The sequence below is a fragment of the Thiothrix sp. UBA5583 genome (assembly GCA_002425225.1).
GTDB classification, from domain to species: Bacteria; Pseudomonadota; Gammaproteobacteria; order Thiotrichales; family Thiotrichaceae; genus Thiothrix; species Thiothrix moscowensis.
Genome location: DILV01000003.1, coordinates 46,005 through 65,306, shown reverse-complemented (window position 1 = coordinate 65,306; position 19,302 = coordinate 46,005). Strand labels below are relative to the sequence as shown.

The 19,302-nt window shown below is 53.7% G+C and carries 18 protein-coding genes; 3 read left to right on the top strand and 15 right to left on the bottom strand.

Translation table 11 applies throughout. The features are described 5' to 3' along the window. Positions 1–2: 2 nt before the first annotated feature. From pmbA to nadD, 9 genes are read right to left on the bottom strand one after another with little or no spacing between them, the layout of a single operon-like run. Complete coding sequence (gene pmbA / locus B2U47_RS00625) at positions 3–1,346, bottom strand: metalloprotease PmbA (protein WP_296674604.1); 1,344 nt, start codon at positions 1,344–1,346, stop codon at positions 3–5. 12 nt (positions 1,347–1,358) lie between these two features. Further along, a complete protein-coding gene (gene tldD / locus B2U47_RS00620) occupies positions 1,359–2,807 on the bottom strand; it encodes a metalloprotease TldD (protein WP_296674606.1) in 1,449 nt (482 codons plus the stop codon). A 23-nt stretch (positions 2,808–2,830) separates the two neighbouring features. Next, positions 2,831–3,655 carry a carbon-nitrogen hydrolase family protein gene (locus B2U47_RS00615; protein ID WP_296674609.1) on the bottom strand — a complete coding sequence of 275 codons (825 nt, stop codon included), beginning with the start codon at positions 3,653–3,655 and terminating at the stop codon, positions 2,831–2,833. A gap of 49 nt (positions 3,656–3,704) precedes the next feature. Then, positions 3,705–7,223 carry a YhdP family protein gene (locus tag B2U47_RS00610; protein ID WP_296674611.1) on the bottom strand — a complete coding sequence of 1,173 codons (3,519 nt, stop codon included), beginning with the start codon at positions 7,221–7,223 and terminating at the stop codon, positions 3,705–3,707. Next, positions 7,210–8,688 (bottom strand): ribonuclease G, encoded by a 1,479-nt coding sequence (gene rng / locus B2U47_RS00605; RefSeq protein ID WP_296674614.1) that lies wholly within the window; start codon positions 8,686–8,688, stop codon positions 7,210–7,212. The genes B2U47_RS00610 and rng overlap by 14 nt, the downstream gene beginning before the upstream one ends. Positions 8,689–8,713: 25 nt before the next feature. Continuing rightward, complete coding sequence (locus B2U47_RS00600; protein ID WP_296674617.1) at positions 8,714–9,307, bottom strand: Maf family protein; 594 nt, start codon at positions 9,305–9,307, stop codon at positions 8,714–8,716. Further along, on the bottom strand, positions 9,307–9,780 hold the full coding sequence (gene rlmH / locus B2U47_RS00595; RefSeq protein WP_296674619.1) for a 23S rRNA (pseudouridine(1915)-N(3))-methyltransferase RlmH: 474 nt from the start codon (positions 9,778–9,780) through the stop codon (positions 9,307–9,309). Before rlmH ends, B2U47_RS00600 begins: the two co-directional genes overlap by 1 nt. Continuing rightward, positions 9,781–10,137: a ribosome silencing factor gene (gene rsfS / locus B2U47_RS00590; protein ID WP_296674622.1), complete on the bottom strand. Its 357-nt coding sequence runs from the start codon at positions 10,135–10,137 to the stop codon at positions 9,781–9,783. It lies immediately after the preceding gene. After that, positions 10,137–10,760, bottom strand: a complete 624-nt coding sequence (gene nadD, locus B2U47_RS00585; protein WP_296674625.1) for a nicotinate-nucleotide adenylyltransferase — start codon at positions 10,758–10,760, stop codon at positions 10,137–10,139. Before nadD ends, rsfS begins: the two co-directional genes overlap by 1 nt. Positions 10,761–10,903: 143 nt before the next feature. On the opposite strand from nadD, the gene B2U47_RS00580 reads away from it, so the two are divergent. The 3 genes from B2U47_RS00580 to hflD all read left to right on the top strand — a co-directional run bounded on the left by B2U47_RS00580 (position 10,904) and on the right by hflD (position 13,182). Then, positions 10,904–11,362 (top strand): NUDIX hydrolase, encoded by a 459-nt coding sequence (locus B2U47_RS00580; protein ID WP_296674627.1) that lies wholly within the window; start codon positions 10,904–10,906, stop codon positions 11,360–11,362. Between the two features lies 1 nt (position 11,363). Beyond that, the gene (gene mnmA, locus B2U47_RS00575) at positions 11,364–12,476 is read left to right on the top strand and encodes a tRNA 2-thiouridine(34) synthase MnmA (RefSeq protein ID WP_296674630.1); all 1,113 of its coding nucleotides are present in this window, start codon (positions 11,364–11,366) and stop codon (positions 12,474–12,476) included. A 70-nt stretch (positions 12,477–12,546) separates the two neighbouring features. Then, entirely contained in the window at positions 12,547–13,182 is a 636-nt protein-coding gene (hflD, locus tag B2U47_RS00570; RefSeq protein WP_296674632.1) for a high frequency lysogenization protein HflD, read from the top strand. Here the strand turns inward: hflD and pyrF are convergent. The 6 genes from pyrF to aroA form a co-directional block, all read right to left on the bottom strand. After that, on the bottom strand, positions 13,171–13,863 hold the full coding sequence (gene pyrF, locus B2U47_RS00565) for an orotidine-5'-phosphate decarboxylase (protein ID WP_296674635.1): 693 nt from the start codon (positions 13,861–13,863) through the stop codon (positions 13,171–13,173). The two genes, hflD and pyrF, sit on opposite strands and share 12 nt — an antisense overlap. 15 nt (positions 13,864–13,878) lie before the next feature. Beyond that, positions 13,879–15,030, bottom strand: a complete 1,152-nt coding sequence (locus tag B2U47_RS00560; RefSeq protein WP_296674637.1) for a tetratricopeptide repeat protein — start codon at positions 15,028–15,030, stop codon at positions 13,879–13,881. Positions 15,031–15,094: 64 nt separating this feature from the next. After that, the gene (locus tag B2U47_RS00555) at positions 15,095–15,400 is read right to left on the bottom strand and encodes an integration host factor subunit beta (RefSeq protein ID WP_296674640.1); all 306 of its coding nucleotides are present in this window, start codon (positions 15,398–15,400) and stop codon (positions 15,095–15,097) included. A 139-nt stretch (positions 15,401–15,539) separates the two neighbouring features. After that, positions 15,540–17,207 (bottom strand): 30S ribosomal protein S1, encoded by a 1,668-nt coding sequence (gene rpsA, locus B2U47_RS00550; protein WP_296674642.1) that lies wholly within the window; start codon positions 17,205–17,207, stop codon positions 15,540–15,542. A gap of 121 nt (positions 17,208–17,328) precedes the next feature. Then, a complete protein-coding gene (gene cmk / locus B2U47_RS00545) occupies positions 17,329–17,982 on the bottom strand; it encodes a (d)CMP kinase (RefSeq protein ID WP_296674645.1) in 654 nt (217 codons plus the stop codon). Continuing rightward, positions 17,979–19,301, bottom strand: a complete 1,323-nt coding sequence (gene aroA, locus B2U47_RS00540) for a 3-phosphoshikimate 1-carboxyvinyltransferase (protein WP_296674647.1) — start codon at positions 19,299–19,301, stop codon at positions 17,979–17,981. The genes cmk and aroA overlap by 4 nt, the downstream gene beginning before the upstream one ends. Position 19,302: the final 1 nt, after the last annotated feature.

The window sequence follows — 19,302 nt, the reverse complement described above, 5'->3', positions numbered from 1 at the left end:
AATCACTGACCAGCAATGGTCATTTTATCAATCAAAACCGAACCGGTACGGATACTGCCGCGCTCGTCTACATCGTCACCAATGCCGACAATGCCCCGGAACATGTCTTTCAGATTTCCGGCGATGGTCACTTCCTCCACCGGGTGTACGATCATGCCGTCTTCAACCCAATAGCCGACCGCACCGCGCGAATAATCACCGGTAATGCTGTTGATGCCATGCCCGATTAGCTCTGTCACCAGCAAACCCGTTCCCATTTGCTGAAGCAGGTCAACAAAGCTCACTCCGGTATCTGCCAGCAACAGGTTGCTCGCGCCGCTGGCACTGCCGGTAGACTTCATGCCCAGCTTGCGGGCGCTGTAACTGCCGAGGAAATAATCCTGAATCACCCCATCCTTCACAATGTCGCGCTGGCGAGTTGCCACACCCTCACCATCATAGGAACGACTTCCCAACCCCTGACGGATGAATGGGTCTTCGTACAGGTGTACAAATTCCGGGAACACCTGCTGCCCCAGTGAATTCAGCAGAAAGCTAGCTTTGCGGTACTGGGAGCCACCACTGATAGCACCGACTAGACTACCCATCAAACCACGCGCCATTTGCGGGGAAAACAGCACGGGTGCTTCGCGGGTCGACAGGGAGCGTGCGTGCAGACGGCGCAAGGCACGCTGGGCGGCTTCCGCCCCCACCGTATCGGCTGAATCCAGATAGCCCGGTACGCGCGAAACGCTATACCAGTAATCGCGCTGCATGGAGTCGCCATCCTGCGCCACCACCGCACAACTCAGGGAATGGCGAGTGCTGTGGCGGATGCCCATGAACTCATGGCTATTGGCATACAGGCTCAAACCGGCGTAACTATCGACGGAAGCGCCTTCGCTGTTAGTAATGCGCTGGTCATGTTCACGCGCCACACTTTCGGCTTGGAGCGCCATTTCCACCGCCATTTCAGCGTCCAGTTCCCAAGGGTGGTACAAATCCAGCTTGGGGAATACAGTAGCCATCTGTTCCGGGTCAGCCAGACCGTTGAATTCGTCTTCCGAGGTGTAGCGGGCAATACGGCAAGCGGCATCCAGCGTATCTTCCACTGCCTGGCGGGAAAAATCGCCCGTGGATGCAAAGCCTTTGCGGTGGCCGAAATACACGGTGATGTTGATGCCTTGGTCGCGGTGGTATTGCAGCTTGTCCACCTGCCCCATACGCACTTCCACTGACAAGCCTGTACCTTTGTCGATGTCCAGTTCAGCAGCAGTCGCACCTTTGGCTTTGGCAGCTTCCAGCACGCGCTCAGCCATCGCCTGAAATTCGGTAGCTGTATCGAAACGGTTTTCCAACTCAATCATTGTTCTATTCCTTTATGCTGTCGCAGTTCCACCGACGGTCAGGCCATCGACCCGCAGGGTTGGCTGACCAACGCCGACAGGCACACTTTGTCCGTCCTTGCCGCACACGCCGATACCGGTGTCGAGTTGCAGGTCATTGCCGACCATGCTGACGCGAGTGAGAACATCCGGGCCATTGCCGATGAGTGTCGCATTCTTGAGCGGTTTGCCCAGCTTGCCGTTTTCAATCACATAGGCTTCGGACGCGGAGAACACGAATTTGCCGGAGGTGATGTCGACCTGCCCACCGGAGAAGTTGACGGCGTAAATACCCTTGTCAACCGAGGCAATGATTTCTTCCGCTGCGTAATTGCCCGCCTGCATGTAGGTATTGGTCATGCGCGGCATCGGCAAATGCGCATAGGACTGACGACGCCCATTGCCGGTAGAGCGGGTATTCATCAGGGCAGCATTCTGGCGGTCAAACAGATAGCCTTTGAGGATGCCGTCTTCGATCAGGGTGGTGCACTGGGTTTCTGTGCCTTCGTCATCCACGCTCAGGGAACCACGACGCTGGCTCAGTGTGCCATCATCCACCACGGTAATGCCTTTGGCGGCGACCTGTTCACCGATGCGCCCGGCGAAAGCGGACGTGCCCTTGCGGTTGAAATCGCCTTCCAGACCGTGACCGATGGCTTCGTGCAGCAGCACACCCGGCCAGCCATTGCCCAGCACCACGGTCATGCTGCCTGCCGGTGCGGCTTCGGCATCCAGATTGATCAGTGCCTTGCGCACGGCTTCTTCGGCGTATTCCTGCGCCTTGTTGCCATTGGTGAAGAAATCGAGGTTGAAGCGCCCGCCACCGCCCGCCGTCGCGCTTTCAGTCTGCCCGTTGCGCTCGACGATGACGGAAACGTTGGTGCGTACCAGAGGACGCACATCAGCGGTCATGCGCCCGCTTTCATCCACGATCAGGATGATTTCATGCACAGCAACCATGTTTGCCATGACTTGTTGTACATACGGGCTGGTAGCGCGGGCAATGCTGTCGATCTGTTGCAGGAAGGCGATCTTGTCAGATTCGCTGAGAGAGGCCAGTGGATCATCCATGCCATACAAGGCGCGGGAAGGTGCGTTCACTTTCCAAGCATTCACGGAACCGGATTGCCCAGCACGGCTGATGGCGCTGGCAGCCCTGGCGGATTCCAGCAGTGCAGGCAGGCTGATTTCACCGCTGTAGGCAAAACCGGTCTGTTCACCACAAACAGCTCGCACACCGACACCCTGTTCGATGCTGTAGCTGCCGCTTTTGATGATGCCTTCTTCTAACCCCCACGATTCGTAACGGGCAGACTGGAAATACAAATCTGCCAGCGTCGTATCCTGACGCAGCAAATGGCTGAAAACCTGTTCAAGATGCTGGTCGCTCAGACCCGTTGACGTCAAAAACGTCTCACGAGCCAATTCGATTGCCTGTTTCATGTTTTTCCTTAACGTTTAGCCAATCATGATTGAATACTTTCCGGGCAACGGTGCGATAGTACCGGGAAGGTCTTGCGGGTTTGTTCCTGGGCAGCAAGCTCAATCTCGGCAATGACTACCCCTGTTCCCCGTTCCTGCACGCCACGGATGCGCCCCCAATAGTCGATGATCATGCTGTGCCCATAAGTTGTCCTGCCGTTAACATGATACCCACCCTGTCCCGGCGCAATCACGTAACACAGGTTTTCAATGGCACGCGCCCGTAACAACGCTTCCCAATGTGCATTGCCGGTCAGTTCCGTGAAGGCAGAAGGAATCACCAGAATCTGTGCCCCTCTGGCTGACAAACGCCGGTACAATTCGGGGAAACGCAGATCGTAACAAACCGACATACCCAACTTGCCAAACGGGGTATCGACTACAATGGCTTCGTGTCCCGGCACAGTTGTGTCACTTTCCGTATAGACTTCCTGATTCTCGCTCAGCAGCACATCGAACAGATGGATTTTGTCATAACGCGCAACCGCTTCACCCTTGTCATTGTACAGAATGGAAGCAGCATAAGCCCGACCTGGATCATCAGATCGTATCGGAATGGTACCTGCGACAATCCAGACACCGTGTTTTTTTGCCTGTTGACTGATAAATGCCTGAATCGGCCCTTCGCCGAACGTTTCCGCAATGGCTACCCGGTCAGCTTCATTGGCTCCCATCATGGCGAAGGTTTCAGGCAATACCACCAGTTTGGCAGAACGCTCTGCTGCTTCCTTTATCAGTCGTCCTGCTTCCATCAGGTTTGCCTGCACTTGCGGGCCTGAAGCCATCTGGATTGCAGCCATCAATGTCATGAACACCTCCCCGTTTGTGTTTTACAACAAATACCTTGCCATTGTCTGTTCACTGCAACAAAACATCAACATCCGTAGCGCCGGGCGATGCTTTTATTTCAGCAATATCAGGTTTTACCCACGAGCCTGTTACCCGGTAACGAAAACCGCCAGACGACTTCAGTTTGTCTTCTGCCGGTTTCTCTGTTACCGAATTGAACAGTAGCATGGCTGCCCCGCCCCCCAATCCACCAACGGCAGCACCCACTAACGGTAATGCCGAATTCAGATTAGGCATAATGGTAACGGTCTGGTTGTGGGTTTTGCGGACAAGATCAGTACTGCCCTGAATACCCGCAACCAGAATGGCTGCTTTGATAATGGTATTACGGGTTGTCAGGACACCGTGTTCTAGCCGGAAAGTCCCACTGATTTCATCAAAGGCTACACCTTTACCCGTCATGTCACGAAAATCCATTGACAGGCGGCTGGGTAAACGCTGCACATCCAACAAACCCAGCAAACGTCCCAGCCCCGGTTCTACTTCGGTGAGGCTGCCACTGGTCAGCCGGGCGCTAATGTCACCTTCCAGTTTTGGCAAGGCAAAATTAAAGGGTGCGCCAATCCATCCCAGGCTGGCATTTGCTGTCAGTGCTCCACCTTTCAAACCTGCCGGGCTTCCCTGCTCTTCCAGCAAACGTCCCGGCTCTGGAATATTTGCTGTAGCTACCAGTTCCGTGCGTGATACGCCATCCCTGTCTTCATACCAGCGTCCCTGTTTGGCAAGCAGGATCAGCAAAGGATTCCTGATTTCCAGTGTTTCAATCTGCAAGTCATTGCGGGACTTGTTCATGTTGAGGATCAGTTGCTGGATAGGAAAATCCCCTTTGCGGCAAGCCAGACAGGAAAAGCGCATGGAGGGGAAACCCTTGGGTGACAAACCTTTGCCAGAATCCTTGCCTCCCGCAGACAAGCCACGATTCAGCTTGTCGAGATCAATGTCGGTCAGGTCAAGGTTAGCCCTGCCACTTCCCGGTGTGCGCAGGGGCAAGTGCAGGTTTGCCTGGGCTTTTTCAGCCCGCAGGTGTGCCTGCATAATGTCATCGCCTTCTACCTGCAAACTGGCTTTACCCAATGATTGTTCTCCCAGCAACAACTTGCCAATATTGATGTTGGCCTTGATCGGCAAGGTTGTTGCCTGTTTTCCTTGTCTTGGTGCTGCCGCCATGCCGAGACCTTGCAAAGCCATCAGGTCAACCTCGGCAAGCTCCCCCGTCACCTGCATTCCTTTATCCGGTAAAGTTGCTTCTTTCCCTCCCAAACTGATGCCCATCGCAAGCTGCTGCTTGCCTTTGTGGGGCAGGCGTGCTGTTACTGACAACTGTTTGAACAGGTTAACCGTAACGTCCCAGGGTTTGGCAGAATCAAACGGTAACTCCACCTCCAACAGCAATTCCCGGATGTCCTCTGCCGCCTTGTGCAACGGTGCAGGCAGGTGGAGCGCTACACCCTGCAAACCGCTTTTGGCGGTGATTTTCAGGTTGGCAGGCGTCTGACTGCTACTGTCGTTACCAAACGCAGGCAATTCCACCCGCGTTTCAATAACTGTCTTGCCTTGCACATAAGGTTTGAGAACAGCCAGCGAGTCAGGCAGAAACAACGTCGGATCATTGTGCTGATTCAACATCACTGTAATCAGATTCTTTTTCCGGTCGGTCACAGCACCCAATTTAACAGGTTGCTGGCGATATTCGCCGCTGGCATCCTGCGCCTCCACCCCGGACTGGTCAAAATGTACCTTGCCATTGAGTTTGCTGAAAACCTGATTGTATCCGGGAATGGCAAAACGGTTGTCTTGCAACTCAACCACACCATCGACGACAACACCTTCCCGATCCAGTACCTGCTGAGTCAGCGGCACATCCAGCTTCAGGTGCAAGCGAGAGTTCCCGGCAAACTCCGCCACCTGCATGAAATCACGCAGGTTCTTGCCAAGCGGGGAATCGCGCAAATAATTCATATGCCCCTGCAAATCGCCTTCTGTCTTCAAATCAAGCAGCAAACGAGCGTATTGCAGCATGTTGGGAATATCCACCGTGCCACCGGTAACATTCAAATCCATGATATGGGCGCTTTTCACAGTGGCACTCATGCCTTCGTTATAAAAGCGCAAAGTTCCGCTCACGTCACGCGCTTCCGGCCACTCCGGCAAATATGCGAGGACACCTTGCTCCACATCAAAACGAATATCGAAAATCCCATTTTTTTGCTTGAACGGATAATCTGCCGGATTGCCGCGCAAGGTGAATTCCCCTCTGGGCACATAACCGGCGACAATGGCTGTTTTCAACCAGTGTTCGGTATCGTCATCCACAATTGCCGGGATGTAATCACGCACATTGTTTACCACCTGCCGGGTCGCAAAACTCATCGCCAGATTCAGGTCAGGTGGTTTATCCAGCGGCACATGTAATGTCCCGGAACCTTGCGCCGTCAGGTCGGGGTTTTCCAGTTGCAGCTTGCCGATTTGCCAATGCCAGCCATCATCCGCAACCCGCCATTGCAAATCCGAGGTCATACGGTCAATCAGCAGTTCCCGCTCAAACCATTGCGGGTAGTTGAGTACACTGTCATTAACGCTGACATCCACCTTGCCGCCGTCATTACTGGCAGAAAAGGAAGCATTGACATTATTCAGGGCAGGTACATGAGCATTACCCTGCCAGCCAAGATGCTGGATTTCCCCACCCCCACTGATATGCAACGGCTTGCCGGTGGCGGCAGTAATGGTTGCATCCAGTTCCAGAGAACCCGAATGTATCCCGTACTCCTGTACAATGGCGGCTGGTAGGGTGGCAAGGTTGTAAATATGGGTGCGGGTATGCAGCTTGCCCTCCCAGTCGGTTTTGCCATCTGGCAACTCCACATGCCGCATGACGGCATCCACTCCCAACGTTTCACCGATAGCAGGCGGGAACAGTGCATCTGCTTGCAAGGTAATTTCATCCGGCAAAAACTCCCCCAAAAACTGGAGGTCACTCAAGGTGAGGGTGCGATGGCTGGCAGCATCTGTCCAATGGACATACCCACCATTGACGCTGATGCGAATAGGTGACTTGCGTTCAATATTCAGTGTTGTATTTTTCTGCCCCGGCAGCGGGAAGCGTAAACCACGGACTTCCGGCAGCGAGCCTGACTGCTGGTACAGGGCGAACTCCACCCCCTCTAACTGAATGTCAGCAGGCTGCAAACGCAAGGTACGCAGGCTTTCCCGCCAGTCCAAGGTCAATGCAAGCTGCTGGATATGAATGGGGGAATAGCCGTCGGCTTCGGTCAATTGCAGGTTTTCCATGATCCAGCGCGGGGACTCGCTGTCAGGGTCAACCCGAATCTGCCCAATACTGATCTGACTGCCTACAAAGCTGGAAAGCTCTTTTTCCAGTACCTCTTTGTAATCACCCACCATAGGTAGCCAGAAATGCGCCAGGCCAACCAATGCAACCAGAAAAATGGCCAGGTGGAAAAAGAAGGTCAGCAGCAGGTAGGTCAGGCGTAAAACGAAACCGCCCTGCCCCCTATAAAAGTACAACGTCGAAATGCTCCTGCGTGTAAAGTGCTTCTACCTGTAGCCGGATGGGTATTCCTACAAATTGTTGTAATTCAGCCAGGCTATCAGATTCTTCATCCAGTAAAAGGTCGACGACCTCCTGCGAAGCCAGCACCAACAGTTCTTTGGCATCAAACTGGCGCACAGCCCGCAGGATCTCCCGGAAAACTTCGTAGCATACGGTCTCGGCTGTTTTCACAAAACCATTGCCACTGCAACAGGGGCAAGGCTCGCACAAAACGTGTTCCAGACTTTCACGGGTACGCTTGCGGGTCATTTCCACCAGCCCCAGCGGGGAAACGTCGCAGACGTAAGTCTTAGCGTAGTCACGTTCCAGCGACTTTTCCAGTAGCTTCAACACTTGCTGGCGGTGGTCGTGCTGCAACATGTCGATAAAGTCGATAATGATGATGCCGCCCAGGTTGCGCAGGCGTAACTGGCGGGCAATGGTTTGCGCGGCTTCCAGATTGGTGCGGAAAATGGTTTCCTCCAGATTGCGGCTGCCCACAAACCCACCGGTATTCACGTCGATGGTGGTCATTGCCTCGGTCTGGTCAATGATCAGATAGCCACCTGACTTAAGCGGAACCTTGCGCTGCAAGGCTTTCTGGATTTCCTCTTCCACCCCGTGCAGGTCGAAGATGGGGCGTTCGCCGGGGTAATGCTCAATCACATCCGCCAGGTCAGGAATGTATTTCTGGCTGAATTCGATGACTCGGCTGGCTGTTTCCCTAGAATCAATCTGCACCCTGCTGATTTTTTCACCTACCATGTCACGCAGCACCCGCAGTACCAGCGGCAGGTCGGAATAGACCAGTTTGGGCGCAGGCGACTCGGCTTCGGTTTTGGCAATGTTTTCCCACAGTGTGCGCAGAAACTTCATATCGCGGCGTAATTCATCTTCACTGATGCCATCTGCTGCTGTACGCACGATATAACCGTAATGGTCATTGAATTCGGTACGCAATTGCTCAATCACGGAGCGCAAACGTTCCCGTTCAGCCGCTTCTTCGATCTTGCCGGAAATGCCAACATTGTCATTATCTGGCATCAACACCAGAAAACGGGAGGGAATGGTAACATGAGTGGTCAGACGTGCCCCTTTGGTTCCCAAAGGATCCTTGATGACCTGTACGAGCAACTTCTTGCCTTCGTACAGCAATTCACCAATCTGCACGGTCACATGAGGAATGGTACTACCGTTGAATTCTTCCAGTGAGGGGTGACTCAAATCCGATGCGTGCAGGAAAGCGGATTTTTCCAGACCTATATCAATGAACGCAGCTTCCATGCCAGGAAGAACGCGACTAACCTTGCCTTTGTAAATATTGCCAACGATACCTTTGCGGGAAGTACGCTCAATCAGAACTTCCTGCAAACTGCCGTTTTCCAGCAAGGCAACTCGTGACTCTTGCGGGGTTACGTTGATCAGTAATTCTGCACTCATGAATCCGCCTTTGGTCATTGTTATTTTATAAGACTGCAATACCTGCCGCTGTCAGCAATTGTGCTGTCTCGAACAGGGGCAAACCCATCACACCAGAATAGGAACCTTCCAGTTTTTCCACAAAAATCGCGCCTCGCCCCTGAATCGCATAAGCACCTGCCTTGTCATGCGGTTCTCCTGTGCGCCAGTATGCCAGAATTTCCTCATCCGACACTGAACGGAATCTGACCACGCTCCGGCTGACAGCAACGCGGATACCTTCATGCGTAGCCAGTGCGACGGCTGTCAGGATTTCGTGTTGGCGTCCTGACATTTTCCGTAGCATCTGCTGGGCATCCGCATAGTCATCTGGTTTTACCAGCAACTCGCCATCCAGTATTCCCAACGTATCCGAACCCAGCACGGGCAAATCCGTTTCACCTGCCGCTTTGCGCCGGTTCCTGACTGTTTCAGCCTTGTTGGCAGCCAGACGCTCCACCAGAGCCACGGCGCTTTCCCCCGCAAGCGGAGTTTCATCCACATCAGCGGTTTGTACCAGAAAATGGATACCTATCTGTTCCAATAGTTCTCGACGACGCGGTGATGCTGACGCCAGCACAAGCTGTAGCTCTGTTTGCATTAGTCACCACGATGGTAAGGATGGTTCGTCAAAATGCTCCATGCGCGGAATAATTGTTCAGCAACAACAATACGCACCAGCGGATGCGGAAAAGTAAGCGGGGATAATGACCAGCTTTGCTCGGCACGCTGCTGACAGGCTGCTGACAAACCTTCCGGCCCACCGACCAGCAGACTGACATCACGACCTGACATCATCCAGCCATCCAGTTGTTGAGCCAGTTGTTCGGTTGACCATGACTTGCCTTTGACATCCAGCGTAACCACCAGACTGCCATCGGGAATAGCTGCCAGCAACTTTTCACCTTCGGCTTGACGAATCCGTTGCAAATCACTGTTTTTAGTGCGCTTCTCGGCAGAAATTTCACGTATCAGCACCTGACATTGTGGGGGCATCCTGCTGACATACTCATCCGTGCCGGTATTCACCCAGCCCGGCATTTTGGTACCGATAGCCAGCAGGTGGATACGCACTCAGACAGCCCCGGCACGCACCTGCGGAATGGCTTCGCCCGCTTCCCACAGTTTTTCGAGGTTGTAAAAATCCCGCGTACTCTGCAACATCACATGCAGAATGATGTCATTCAGGTCGAGCAATACCCATTCACCATCACGTTCACCTTCAATACCCAGTGGCATGACCCCAGCTTCCTTGGCAGCCAGCTCGACACTTTGTGCCAGTGATTTGACGTGGCGGGTTGAGTTGCCGGTTGCAATAACCAGCATGTCAGTGATGGAGGATTTGCCACGGACATCGACACATTTGATGTCTTGGGCTTTCATATCGTCCAGTTTTTCAATGACTAACTGTTGAAGTTTTTCCAGTTCCATTAAGTTCCACAATACAGTTGATGGGTTTTAATATGATCAAGCACGCTATCTGGCAACAAATATCGGGGATTTCTGCCGTTTTCCAAGCGCTTGCGCAAGTCAGTTGCTGAAATTTCCAAGGCGGTTACAGCGAGCGGGTAAATTTTGCCTGCTGGCATGACAGAAAGTTCCTGTGCATTTGTTCCTAACCATGCCGAATACCAGCCTGCGGAGGGCAGACTATACCCCGGACGGTGAACAACCACCAGATGTGCCAATTGCAGAATATCCTGCCAGCGATACCAGCTTTGGAAATGCAGGAAGGCATCAAACCCCAGCGTAAACAGGATTGGGCATTCATCCCCCAGTTCTTGACGCAAGGAAACCAGTGTGTCAAACGTATAGGAAAAGCCTGCACGGTGCAGCTCACGCCCGTCAATCCGCAGGCATTGCTCACCCGCCACAGCCAACTGCAACATTGCCAGACGCTGTTCCGGGCTAGCCACCGGTTGCGCACGGTGTGGTGGCACTTTGCCAGGGATCAGGCGCATGTCGGCAAGGCCGAAATATTCCGCCACTTCCAGTGCAGTACGCAAGTGCCCGCAATGGACAGGATCAAATGTGCCACCAAGAATACCAATCATGGGCGCAATTATACCCTACAAACCGCCAGCAAGTCAGGCTCACAGCCACGCTGAGTGGTGCTTCCCGTTTTACAGAGGGGTAACAGACTCACGCAAACTTGTTGTAGAATGTGCGCTTTCGCACCCTAGAGAACCCTTACCTTATGACCTGGAAACCCCGAGTCACCGTCGCCAGCGTAATTGAGCATGAAGGCCACTTCCTCATGGTTGAAGAAATGCATTACGGACAAATGACCATCAACCAACCTGCCGGACACATGGAACACGGCGAAAGCCTGCTGGATGCAGTACGCCGCGAGACGCTGGAAGAAACCGGCTGGCGCTTTGAACCGACTGCCCTGCTCGGCATTTTCCACATGCAGCGCGAGGATCCTGATAGGGTATACCTGCGTTTCACATTTACCGGCACCTTGCTGGAACCTGTTCCCAACTACCAGATCGACAAGGACATCACAGCGGTGCACTGGCTGACTGCCGAACAAATCCACAACCAGCAACCTCGCATGTGGCGCAGCGAACTGGTTGGGCGTTCCCTTGACCTGTACCAAAGTGGTATCCGCTATCCTCTCGACAGCTTGCATTACTTCCTGGCAAATGACTGAAATGAAGCAGCAGCGTGTCATTGTCGGCATGTCCGGCGGGGTTGATTCTTCGGTCGCCGCCTTGCTGTTGTTGCAACAGGGCTATCAGGTCGAAGGCTTGTTCATGAAAAACTGGGAGGAAGACGACACGCAAGACTATTGCTCTGCTGCCGTTGACCTTGCCGATGCTCAGGCTGTTGCCGATCAGTTGGGGATCAAACTGCATACCCGTAATTTCGCCAGCGAATACTGGGATCGGGTTTTCACCTATTTCCTTGACGAATACCGTGCCGGGCGCACTCCCAACCCGGACATCATGTGCAACAAGGAAATCAAGTTCAAGGCTTTTCTGGAACTGGCACTGGAACTGGGCGCGGACTACATTGCCACCGGTCACTATGCCCGTATTGCCCGGCAAGCTGACGGCTCTGTACAAATGCACAAGGGCGTGGATAACACCAAAGATCAAACCTATTTCCTCTACACCTTGCAACAGCATCAGTTGCAACGCAGTCTATTCCCAGTGGGTGAACTGGCAAAAAGCCGGGTACGCGCCATTGCTGAACAGGCCGGGTTTACCACCGCTCGCAAAAAAGACAGCACCGGCATCTGCTTCATTGGCGAACGCAAGTTCCGCGATTTCCTGCAACGTTTCCTGCCCGCTCAGCCAGGCAACATTATGACACCGCAAGGTGAGGTGATCGGCAAACACCACGGCCTGATGTATTACACCATCGGGCAACGTCAGGGGCTGGGCATTGGCGGGCGCAAGGATGCCAGCGAATCCCCCTGGTTTGTGGTCGACAAGGACATGGCAAACAACCGCCTGATTGTTACCCAGGGGCATCAGCATGACCTGTTGATGAAACATTTCCTGTACGCCTCGCAACTGCACTGGGTTGCAGGCCAGCCCCCCGCCCAGCAGTTTGAATGCAAGGCCAAAATACGTTATCGCCAGACCGAGGAAACCTGCCGGGTACAGATGCTGGACAATGCCTGTTGCACCGTCTGCTTCCCGGATGCGCAACGCGCCATTACGCCCGGTCAGTCCATTGTGTTTTATCAGGGTGAAACCTGCCTTGGTGGTGGCATTATTGACAAGATGCAGCAAGATTGCCCGGATTCAAAGGCTTAACTTGAATTATCGGCAACAATCCCTATCCTAGTAAGCACCCGTTACCCCTGAACAAGACGAAAACCAGACTGTGGAAGCCAATACCAGAAACCGTACCATTGCCCTTGCTGCCCTGTTCCAATGCGTGGAAGGCGTCACCCAGATTGCATCACGTGGCAGTGTGGACAGCGAATTGTTTGATGCCTGCATCAACAGCGTACTGACTGAGGATGCCAGTTCACCGGAAGCCTTGTATGGTGGAGTGGAAAAGCTTCGTACCGGGCTGCGTGTCCTCATGCACCAACTGGGTACAGGCAGCATGACCCCGGATGGACGCCCCAAGGACATTGAAGCGACCCGTTATGCCGTCAACCTGCTATATCTGGAGAAAAAACTGGCGAATGACCCGAACATGTTCCAAGCGTTGCTGAAAAATATCGAAAACGCCCAGCAGCAACTGGACTTTTTTGGCATGACCCACCCTAACATGATTGCACGACTGGCTGAGATTTACAGCAATACCGTCAGCAAGATAGGCCCACGGATCATGATCAAGGGGGATCAAAATCATTTGTCCAACCCGGAAAATGCTGCCCGCATCCGCGCCCTGTTGTTGGCTGGCGTGCGAGCCGCCTTGCTGTGGCGTCAAGCAGGTGGCAGCCGCTGGAAACTGATATTTTCGCGCGGCGTTATGCAAAAAGAAGCACAGGGTTTGTTACGCGCCTAAATCTGCGTTGATTTGCGCAATGACCGCCAATGGATCGGCAGCCTGGGTTATCGGTCTGCCAACAACCGCATAGCTGACGCCTGCCGCGCGTGCCTGCGCAGGTGTCATAACACGGGACTGATCCCCCTGCTCACTGCCTGCCGGGCGAATTCCTGGTGTCACCAACAGAAAATCATCACCCAACGCCTTGCGCAATAAGGCAGCTTCCTGTGCTGAACACACTACCCCATCCAGCCCGCTTGCAGCCGTCAGTTGTGCCAAATGTTGCACCTGTGCTGCCGGGTCAAGTGCAATACCAGTTCCCTGCAACTGCTGCTTGTCCATTGACGTCAATACAGTAACGGCAATCAGGCGAGGAGGCTGCGCAAAGTCTTGCAAGGCCGCACGAGCCGCCTCCATCATCTTGCTGCCACCAGAAGCATGTACATTGATCATCCACACCCCAAGGTTGGCGGCAGCCTTACAAGCGGAAGCGACTGTGTTGGGAATGTCATGGAATTTCAAATCAAGAAATACATCAAACCCACGACCACTGAGCTGACGGACAAAGTCAGGCCCGGCAGCCACAAACAGTTCAAACCCTACTTTCAGCTTGCACTGGGCAGGGTCAAGCGGCTCGACAAACGCCAGTGCATGTTCCGCAGTGGCAAAATCCAGGGCAATAATCAAACGGCTAGACATACACTTTCCTGAAAATCAAACATTACTGACAGTATCCCACTGGTGGCAAGCTGGGCAACGCCACAGATAGCCGTGCATTTTATACCCACAATGCCCACACTGGAAATCGGGCTGGCTGGCTGCCAGACGTTGCAAGGCTGTTTGCAGTTGAGCAATTTCACAACCACTTTCTTCCCGCCACAAGGAGGAGAGCATATCGCTGGAATGCACCAAGGTGTTAAGGGAAGGCTTACCCTTGGTCAAGTGTTCCTCAACCTGCTGGCGCATGTCCGTCAGCTTGCCCAGCTTGCGAGCTAATTGCAGCAAGTAACCGAACAGCTTGGCGTCCTGCGTTTTCACAAAGGCTTTCTGCACAAAAACATACAAACGTTCCAGCTCATCCGGCTGGTTGAAATTATTCACCAATTGGCTGAAAAGCATACCCAGTAAACGGCTATCCTTGCCAATTGCCTGCTGATAAGCCTCCAATGCCTCACCGCGTTGTCCTCGTGCATAGGCAAGATCAGCCTTTAACACAATCACACGGGCAGATGCAGGGTAAGCCTTGGCTGCCTTGTTGATGGTCTCCTCTGCCCGGAACAGGTTTTGTTTTTGCAGTTCCTGAGTTGCTAACTCGCAATAATAGTGGGCAATCAAACGGGCATGATCCGCCTTGCTGCGTTGTTGTTGCGCACACTGGGTGATTTCGATGGCTTTGTCCCATTCATGCAGTTGTTCATAGATGCTGCGTAATTGTTCGCAGGCTTCAGCATGTTTGGGGTCATCCTTGAGCAGTTCAGTAAATACGCTTTCTGCCCGGTCAAGCATCCCGGCAGAAAAGAAATCCTCGCCCAAAGCCAACATGGCAGCCAAACGCTGCGACTTGCTCAAATCGGAACGCGCCACCAGATTCTGGTGAATACGCAGGGCACGGTTAATTTCCCCCCTGTTGCGAAACAAGTTGCCCAGCAACAGAAAGGTGTTGGCGGTATATTCGTCAATTTCCGGGTAATTGAGGAATACATCCAGTGCCTTGTCCGGTTCTTCGCTCAGCAGGTAATTGATGCCACGCACGAAACTGCCGGAAATTTCCTTGCGTTTTTCCTGGCGTTCCCGATAGCGCTTGCGGGCAGCCTGCCAACCAGAATAAAAGGCAATCGGCAGTAAAAAAAACAGAATTTCTTGCATGTGACCCTAGACAGAAAAAAGGAGGCATATTGCCTCCCTTTGTATATGTTACTGGTACACGAACTCAGTCCTGAACCGGATACTGGGCACGTGACTCATTGACCCGCTCACGCAATTCCTTGCCTGGCTTGAAATGGGGAACGTGTTTGGGTGGCAGTTCTACCTGATCCCCGGTTTTCGGGTTGCGCCCATTACGGGCGGAACGATGGTGCAGCGAAAAGCTGCCGAATCCACGGACTTCAATGCGTCCGCCCCCTGCCAATGTCTCGCTCATTTTATCCAGCAGCAGTTTGACGGAAGTTTCCACATCCCGCCCACTGAGGTGGCTTTGTTTGCGTGACAAAATATCAATAATTTCAGACTTGGTCATCCTTTCCACTCCTGAACAAGCGATGGGTTTCCGTAATCGTTGTTACTATTTCCAGTTTCGGAAAGTAGTACGGGTTTATAAGCTCGTACTGCTTGAACTATAGGCCATCCATGGCCTGTTTGCCGTCCTGGGGCAAAAATTATTCGCCCATTTGTTCCTTGAAGATGTCACCCAGTGATGTGGATGCCCCACCGGAACGACCGGTGTATTCACGCATCACACGAGCTTCATCGTCATCATCCTTAGCCTTGATGGACAGGTTGATGGAACGGGTTTTGCGATCAACGCCCATGAATTTGGCTTCAATCTTGTCGCCTTCCTTCAACAGGGTACGCGCATCTTCCACGCGGTCACGTGACAGCTCGGAAGCACGCAGAATACCTTCGATACCATCACCCAGATCCACCTTGGCAGACTTTGGCGTGACCTCAACGATAGTACCACGGACAACACTACCCTTGGCGTGGGCTGCAACGAAGTTGGAGAATGGATCCTGCTCCAGTTGCTTGATACCGAGAGAGATACGCTCACGCTCAGGATCAACTGCCAGCACGACAGCTTCCACTTCATCGCCTTTCTTGTAGCTACGCACTGCTTCTTCGCCTGGTGTATTCCAAGAGATGTCAGACAGATGTACCAGACCGTCGATGCCGCCATCCAGACCGATGAAGATACCGAAGTCAGTGATGGACTTGATCTTGCCGGAAACGCGGTCGCCCTTGTTGTGGGAACCAGCGAACTCATCCCACGGGTTAGGCTGGCACTGCTTCATGCCCAAAGAAATACGGCGGCGGTCAGCGTCGATGTCGAGGATCATGACTTCGACTTCATCACCCAGCGTAACGACTTTGGCAGGGTTGACGTTCTTGTTGGTCCAGTCCATTTCGGACACGTGTACCAAGCCTTCAACGCCGTCTTCGATTTCCACGAAGCAACCGTAGTCAGTCAGGTTGCTGACCTTACCGAAGATGCGTGTGCCAGACGGGTAGCGGCGTACCAGATCTTGCCATGGGTCTTCACCCAGTTGCTTGAGGCCGAGGGAAACACGGTTCTTGTCACGGTCGAACTTGAGGACTTTAACGTCGATTTCATCGCCGATGCTAACCACTTCGGAAGGATGCTTGACGCGCTTCCAGGCCATGTCGGTGATGTGCAGCAAGCCGTCGATACCACCCAGGTCGAGGAACGCACCGTAGTCGGTGAGGTTCTTGACGATACCCTTGACCACCTGACCTTCTTGCAGGTTTTCCATCAGGGCTTCGCGCTCTGCACTGTACTCTTCTTCCACCACAGCGCGACGGGAAACGACCACGTTGTTGCGCTTTTGGTCGAGCTTGATCAGCTTGAACTCCAGTTCCTTGTTTTCCAGATAGGAAGTGTCGCGGACTGGACGTACATCAACCAGTGAACCCGGCAGGAACGCACGGATGTCACCCAGTTCAACCACAAAGCCGCCCTTGACTTTGCCAGAGATGATACCGGTAATGATTTCTTCGTTGGTGAAGGCTTCTTCCAGAATTTCCCATGCACGCAGGCGACGTGCTTTCTCACGGGAAAGGCGTGTTTCACCAAAACCGTCTTCCACGGTATCCAGTGCCACTTCAACCAGATCGCCAACTTTGACGGTCACTTCACCGCGTTCATTTTTGAACTGTTCGGCAGGGATAACACCTTCGGATTTCAAACCAGCGCTAACGATGATGAAATCAGAGCGTACTTCGAGAACTGTTGCATTGAGCAGAGCGCCTGGCTGCATCTGGGTGTAGGAAAGGCTCTCTTCAAACAGTTCGGCAAAACTTTCAGTCATGAATAAAAATACCTGTTAAACAAATGTTATCGCCAACGCATCCTTGCATGACGGGTTAAAACGCAAAAAGCCCGGACTTCCTGTCAGGGCTACCTCATAGTTAGCTATTCAATTCAGATGCTTAGGCAATGTGGTGCAACACGGCGGCAAATACCTCATCCTGATCCAGCGAACTGGTGTCAATCAACACTGCGTCGTCAGCAGGTTTCAGTGGGGCTACCGGGCGGTTGGCATCGCGCTCATCGCGGGCATTGATGTCCTGAATAAGGTCGCAGAGTTTAGCACTAAGCCCTTGTTCACTCAACTGTTTTAGGCGGCGTTCTGCACGGATTTCGGCGCTGGCGGTCAGATAGAACTTGTGGCTGGCTTCAGGGAACACCACTGTCCCCATATCACGCCCGTCAGCCACCAAGCCGGGGGCTTGCTGAAAATGGCGTTGCACTTCCAGCAAGGCTGCCCGCACGGCAGGCAAGGCAGCGATTTGTGAGGTAGCGCTGGCACAGGTTTCATTGCGGATTTCGCCAGTCACGATCACGCCATCCAGCCAGGCTTCACCCTGTTTGAATTCAATCTGCAACGTGGGGATCATGGCGGCAAGAGTTGTTTCATCCTGCAAATCCAGATGTTGGCGCAGTGCAGCCAGAGCCGCTACCCGGTAAATCGCGCCACTGTCCAGCATGTGCCAGCCAAGTTTGTCGGCAAGCCTACAGGCGATAGTGCCTTTGCCAGCCCCGGCAGGGCCATCAATGGTGATAACGAGGGTTTGCTCATTCATGCGGTGGTAATCCTCACGCCTGCATTAGCCGCCAGTTGTACGAAACCGGGGAAGGAGGTATTCACATTGGCACAGTCATTGATAGTAATTGGCTGGGTAGCGCACAAGGCTGCCATGGTAAAGGCCATCGCAATCCGGTGGTCACCATGGCTGTCAATCATGCCACCGGTAAAGTTACCCGGATTGATAATGATGCCATCCGGGGTTGGTTGGGCATCGACACCACACACCAGCAAACCATCTGCCATCACCTGAATGCGGTCACTTTCCTTGACACGCAATTCTTCTGCTCCCGTCAGTACGGTTTGCCCTTCGGCGAAAGCCGCCGCAATAAACAGCACGGGGAATTCGTCAATCGCCAGTGGCACAAGGGCTTCAGGGATCTGGATCCCTCGCAGTTGGGCGGAACGCACGCGGATGTCGGCAACCGGCTCCCCCCCTACTTCGCGTTCGTTCACCACTTCAAGATTTGCCCCCATCAGGCGCAGGATGTCGATCACGCCGGTACGGGTCGGGTTCATGCCAACGTGTTCAATGGTCAGGTCAGAGCCGGGCGCAATGCTGGCTCCCACCATGAAAAAGGCTGCCGAAGAAATGTCGGATGGCACGTCAATGTCGGCTGCGGTGAGTTTGCCGCCACCTTGCAGGCTAATGCGGTTGCCGTCCGTTTGCACAGCATAACCGAAACCGCGCAACATGCGTTCGGTATGGTCACGGGTCGGAGCAGGCTCAGTGACGGAGGTTTCACCCTCGGCATACAAACCCGCCAGCAACAGGGAGGATTTTACCTGCGCACTGGCAACCGGCATGTCGTAATGGATGCCTTGCAGCTTGCGCCCGCCATGCACCAGCAACGGCGGCGTACCTTTTTCGGTAGCGTCAATTTCCGCGCCCATGCTTGCCAGTGGCACAGTGACGCGCTTCATCGGGCGTTTGGATAAGGAAGCATCACCGACCATGCGCACATCGAAGGCTTGCCCACTCATCAGGCCGGACATCAGGCGCATTGATGTACCGGAATTGCCCATATCCAGATCATGCGCAGGTGCGGTGAGGCCATGCAGCCCTACCCCGTGGATAGTCACTTTACCGTCATCGGTCGGCCCTTCGATTTCCACACCCATGCTGCGGAACGCTTTCAGGGTGCAAAGGCAATCTTCACCTTGCAGGAAACCACTGACATGGGTTGTGCCTTCTGCCAGTGACCCCAACATGATGGAACGGTGCGAAATGGATTTGTCGCCGGGGACGCGCACGCTACCGTGCAGGCGGCCGCCGGGCTGGACGATGAACTGGAGGTTGGTGCTGGAATGGCTCACG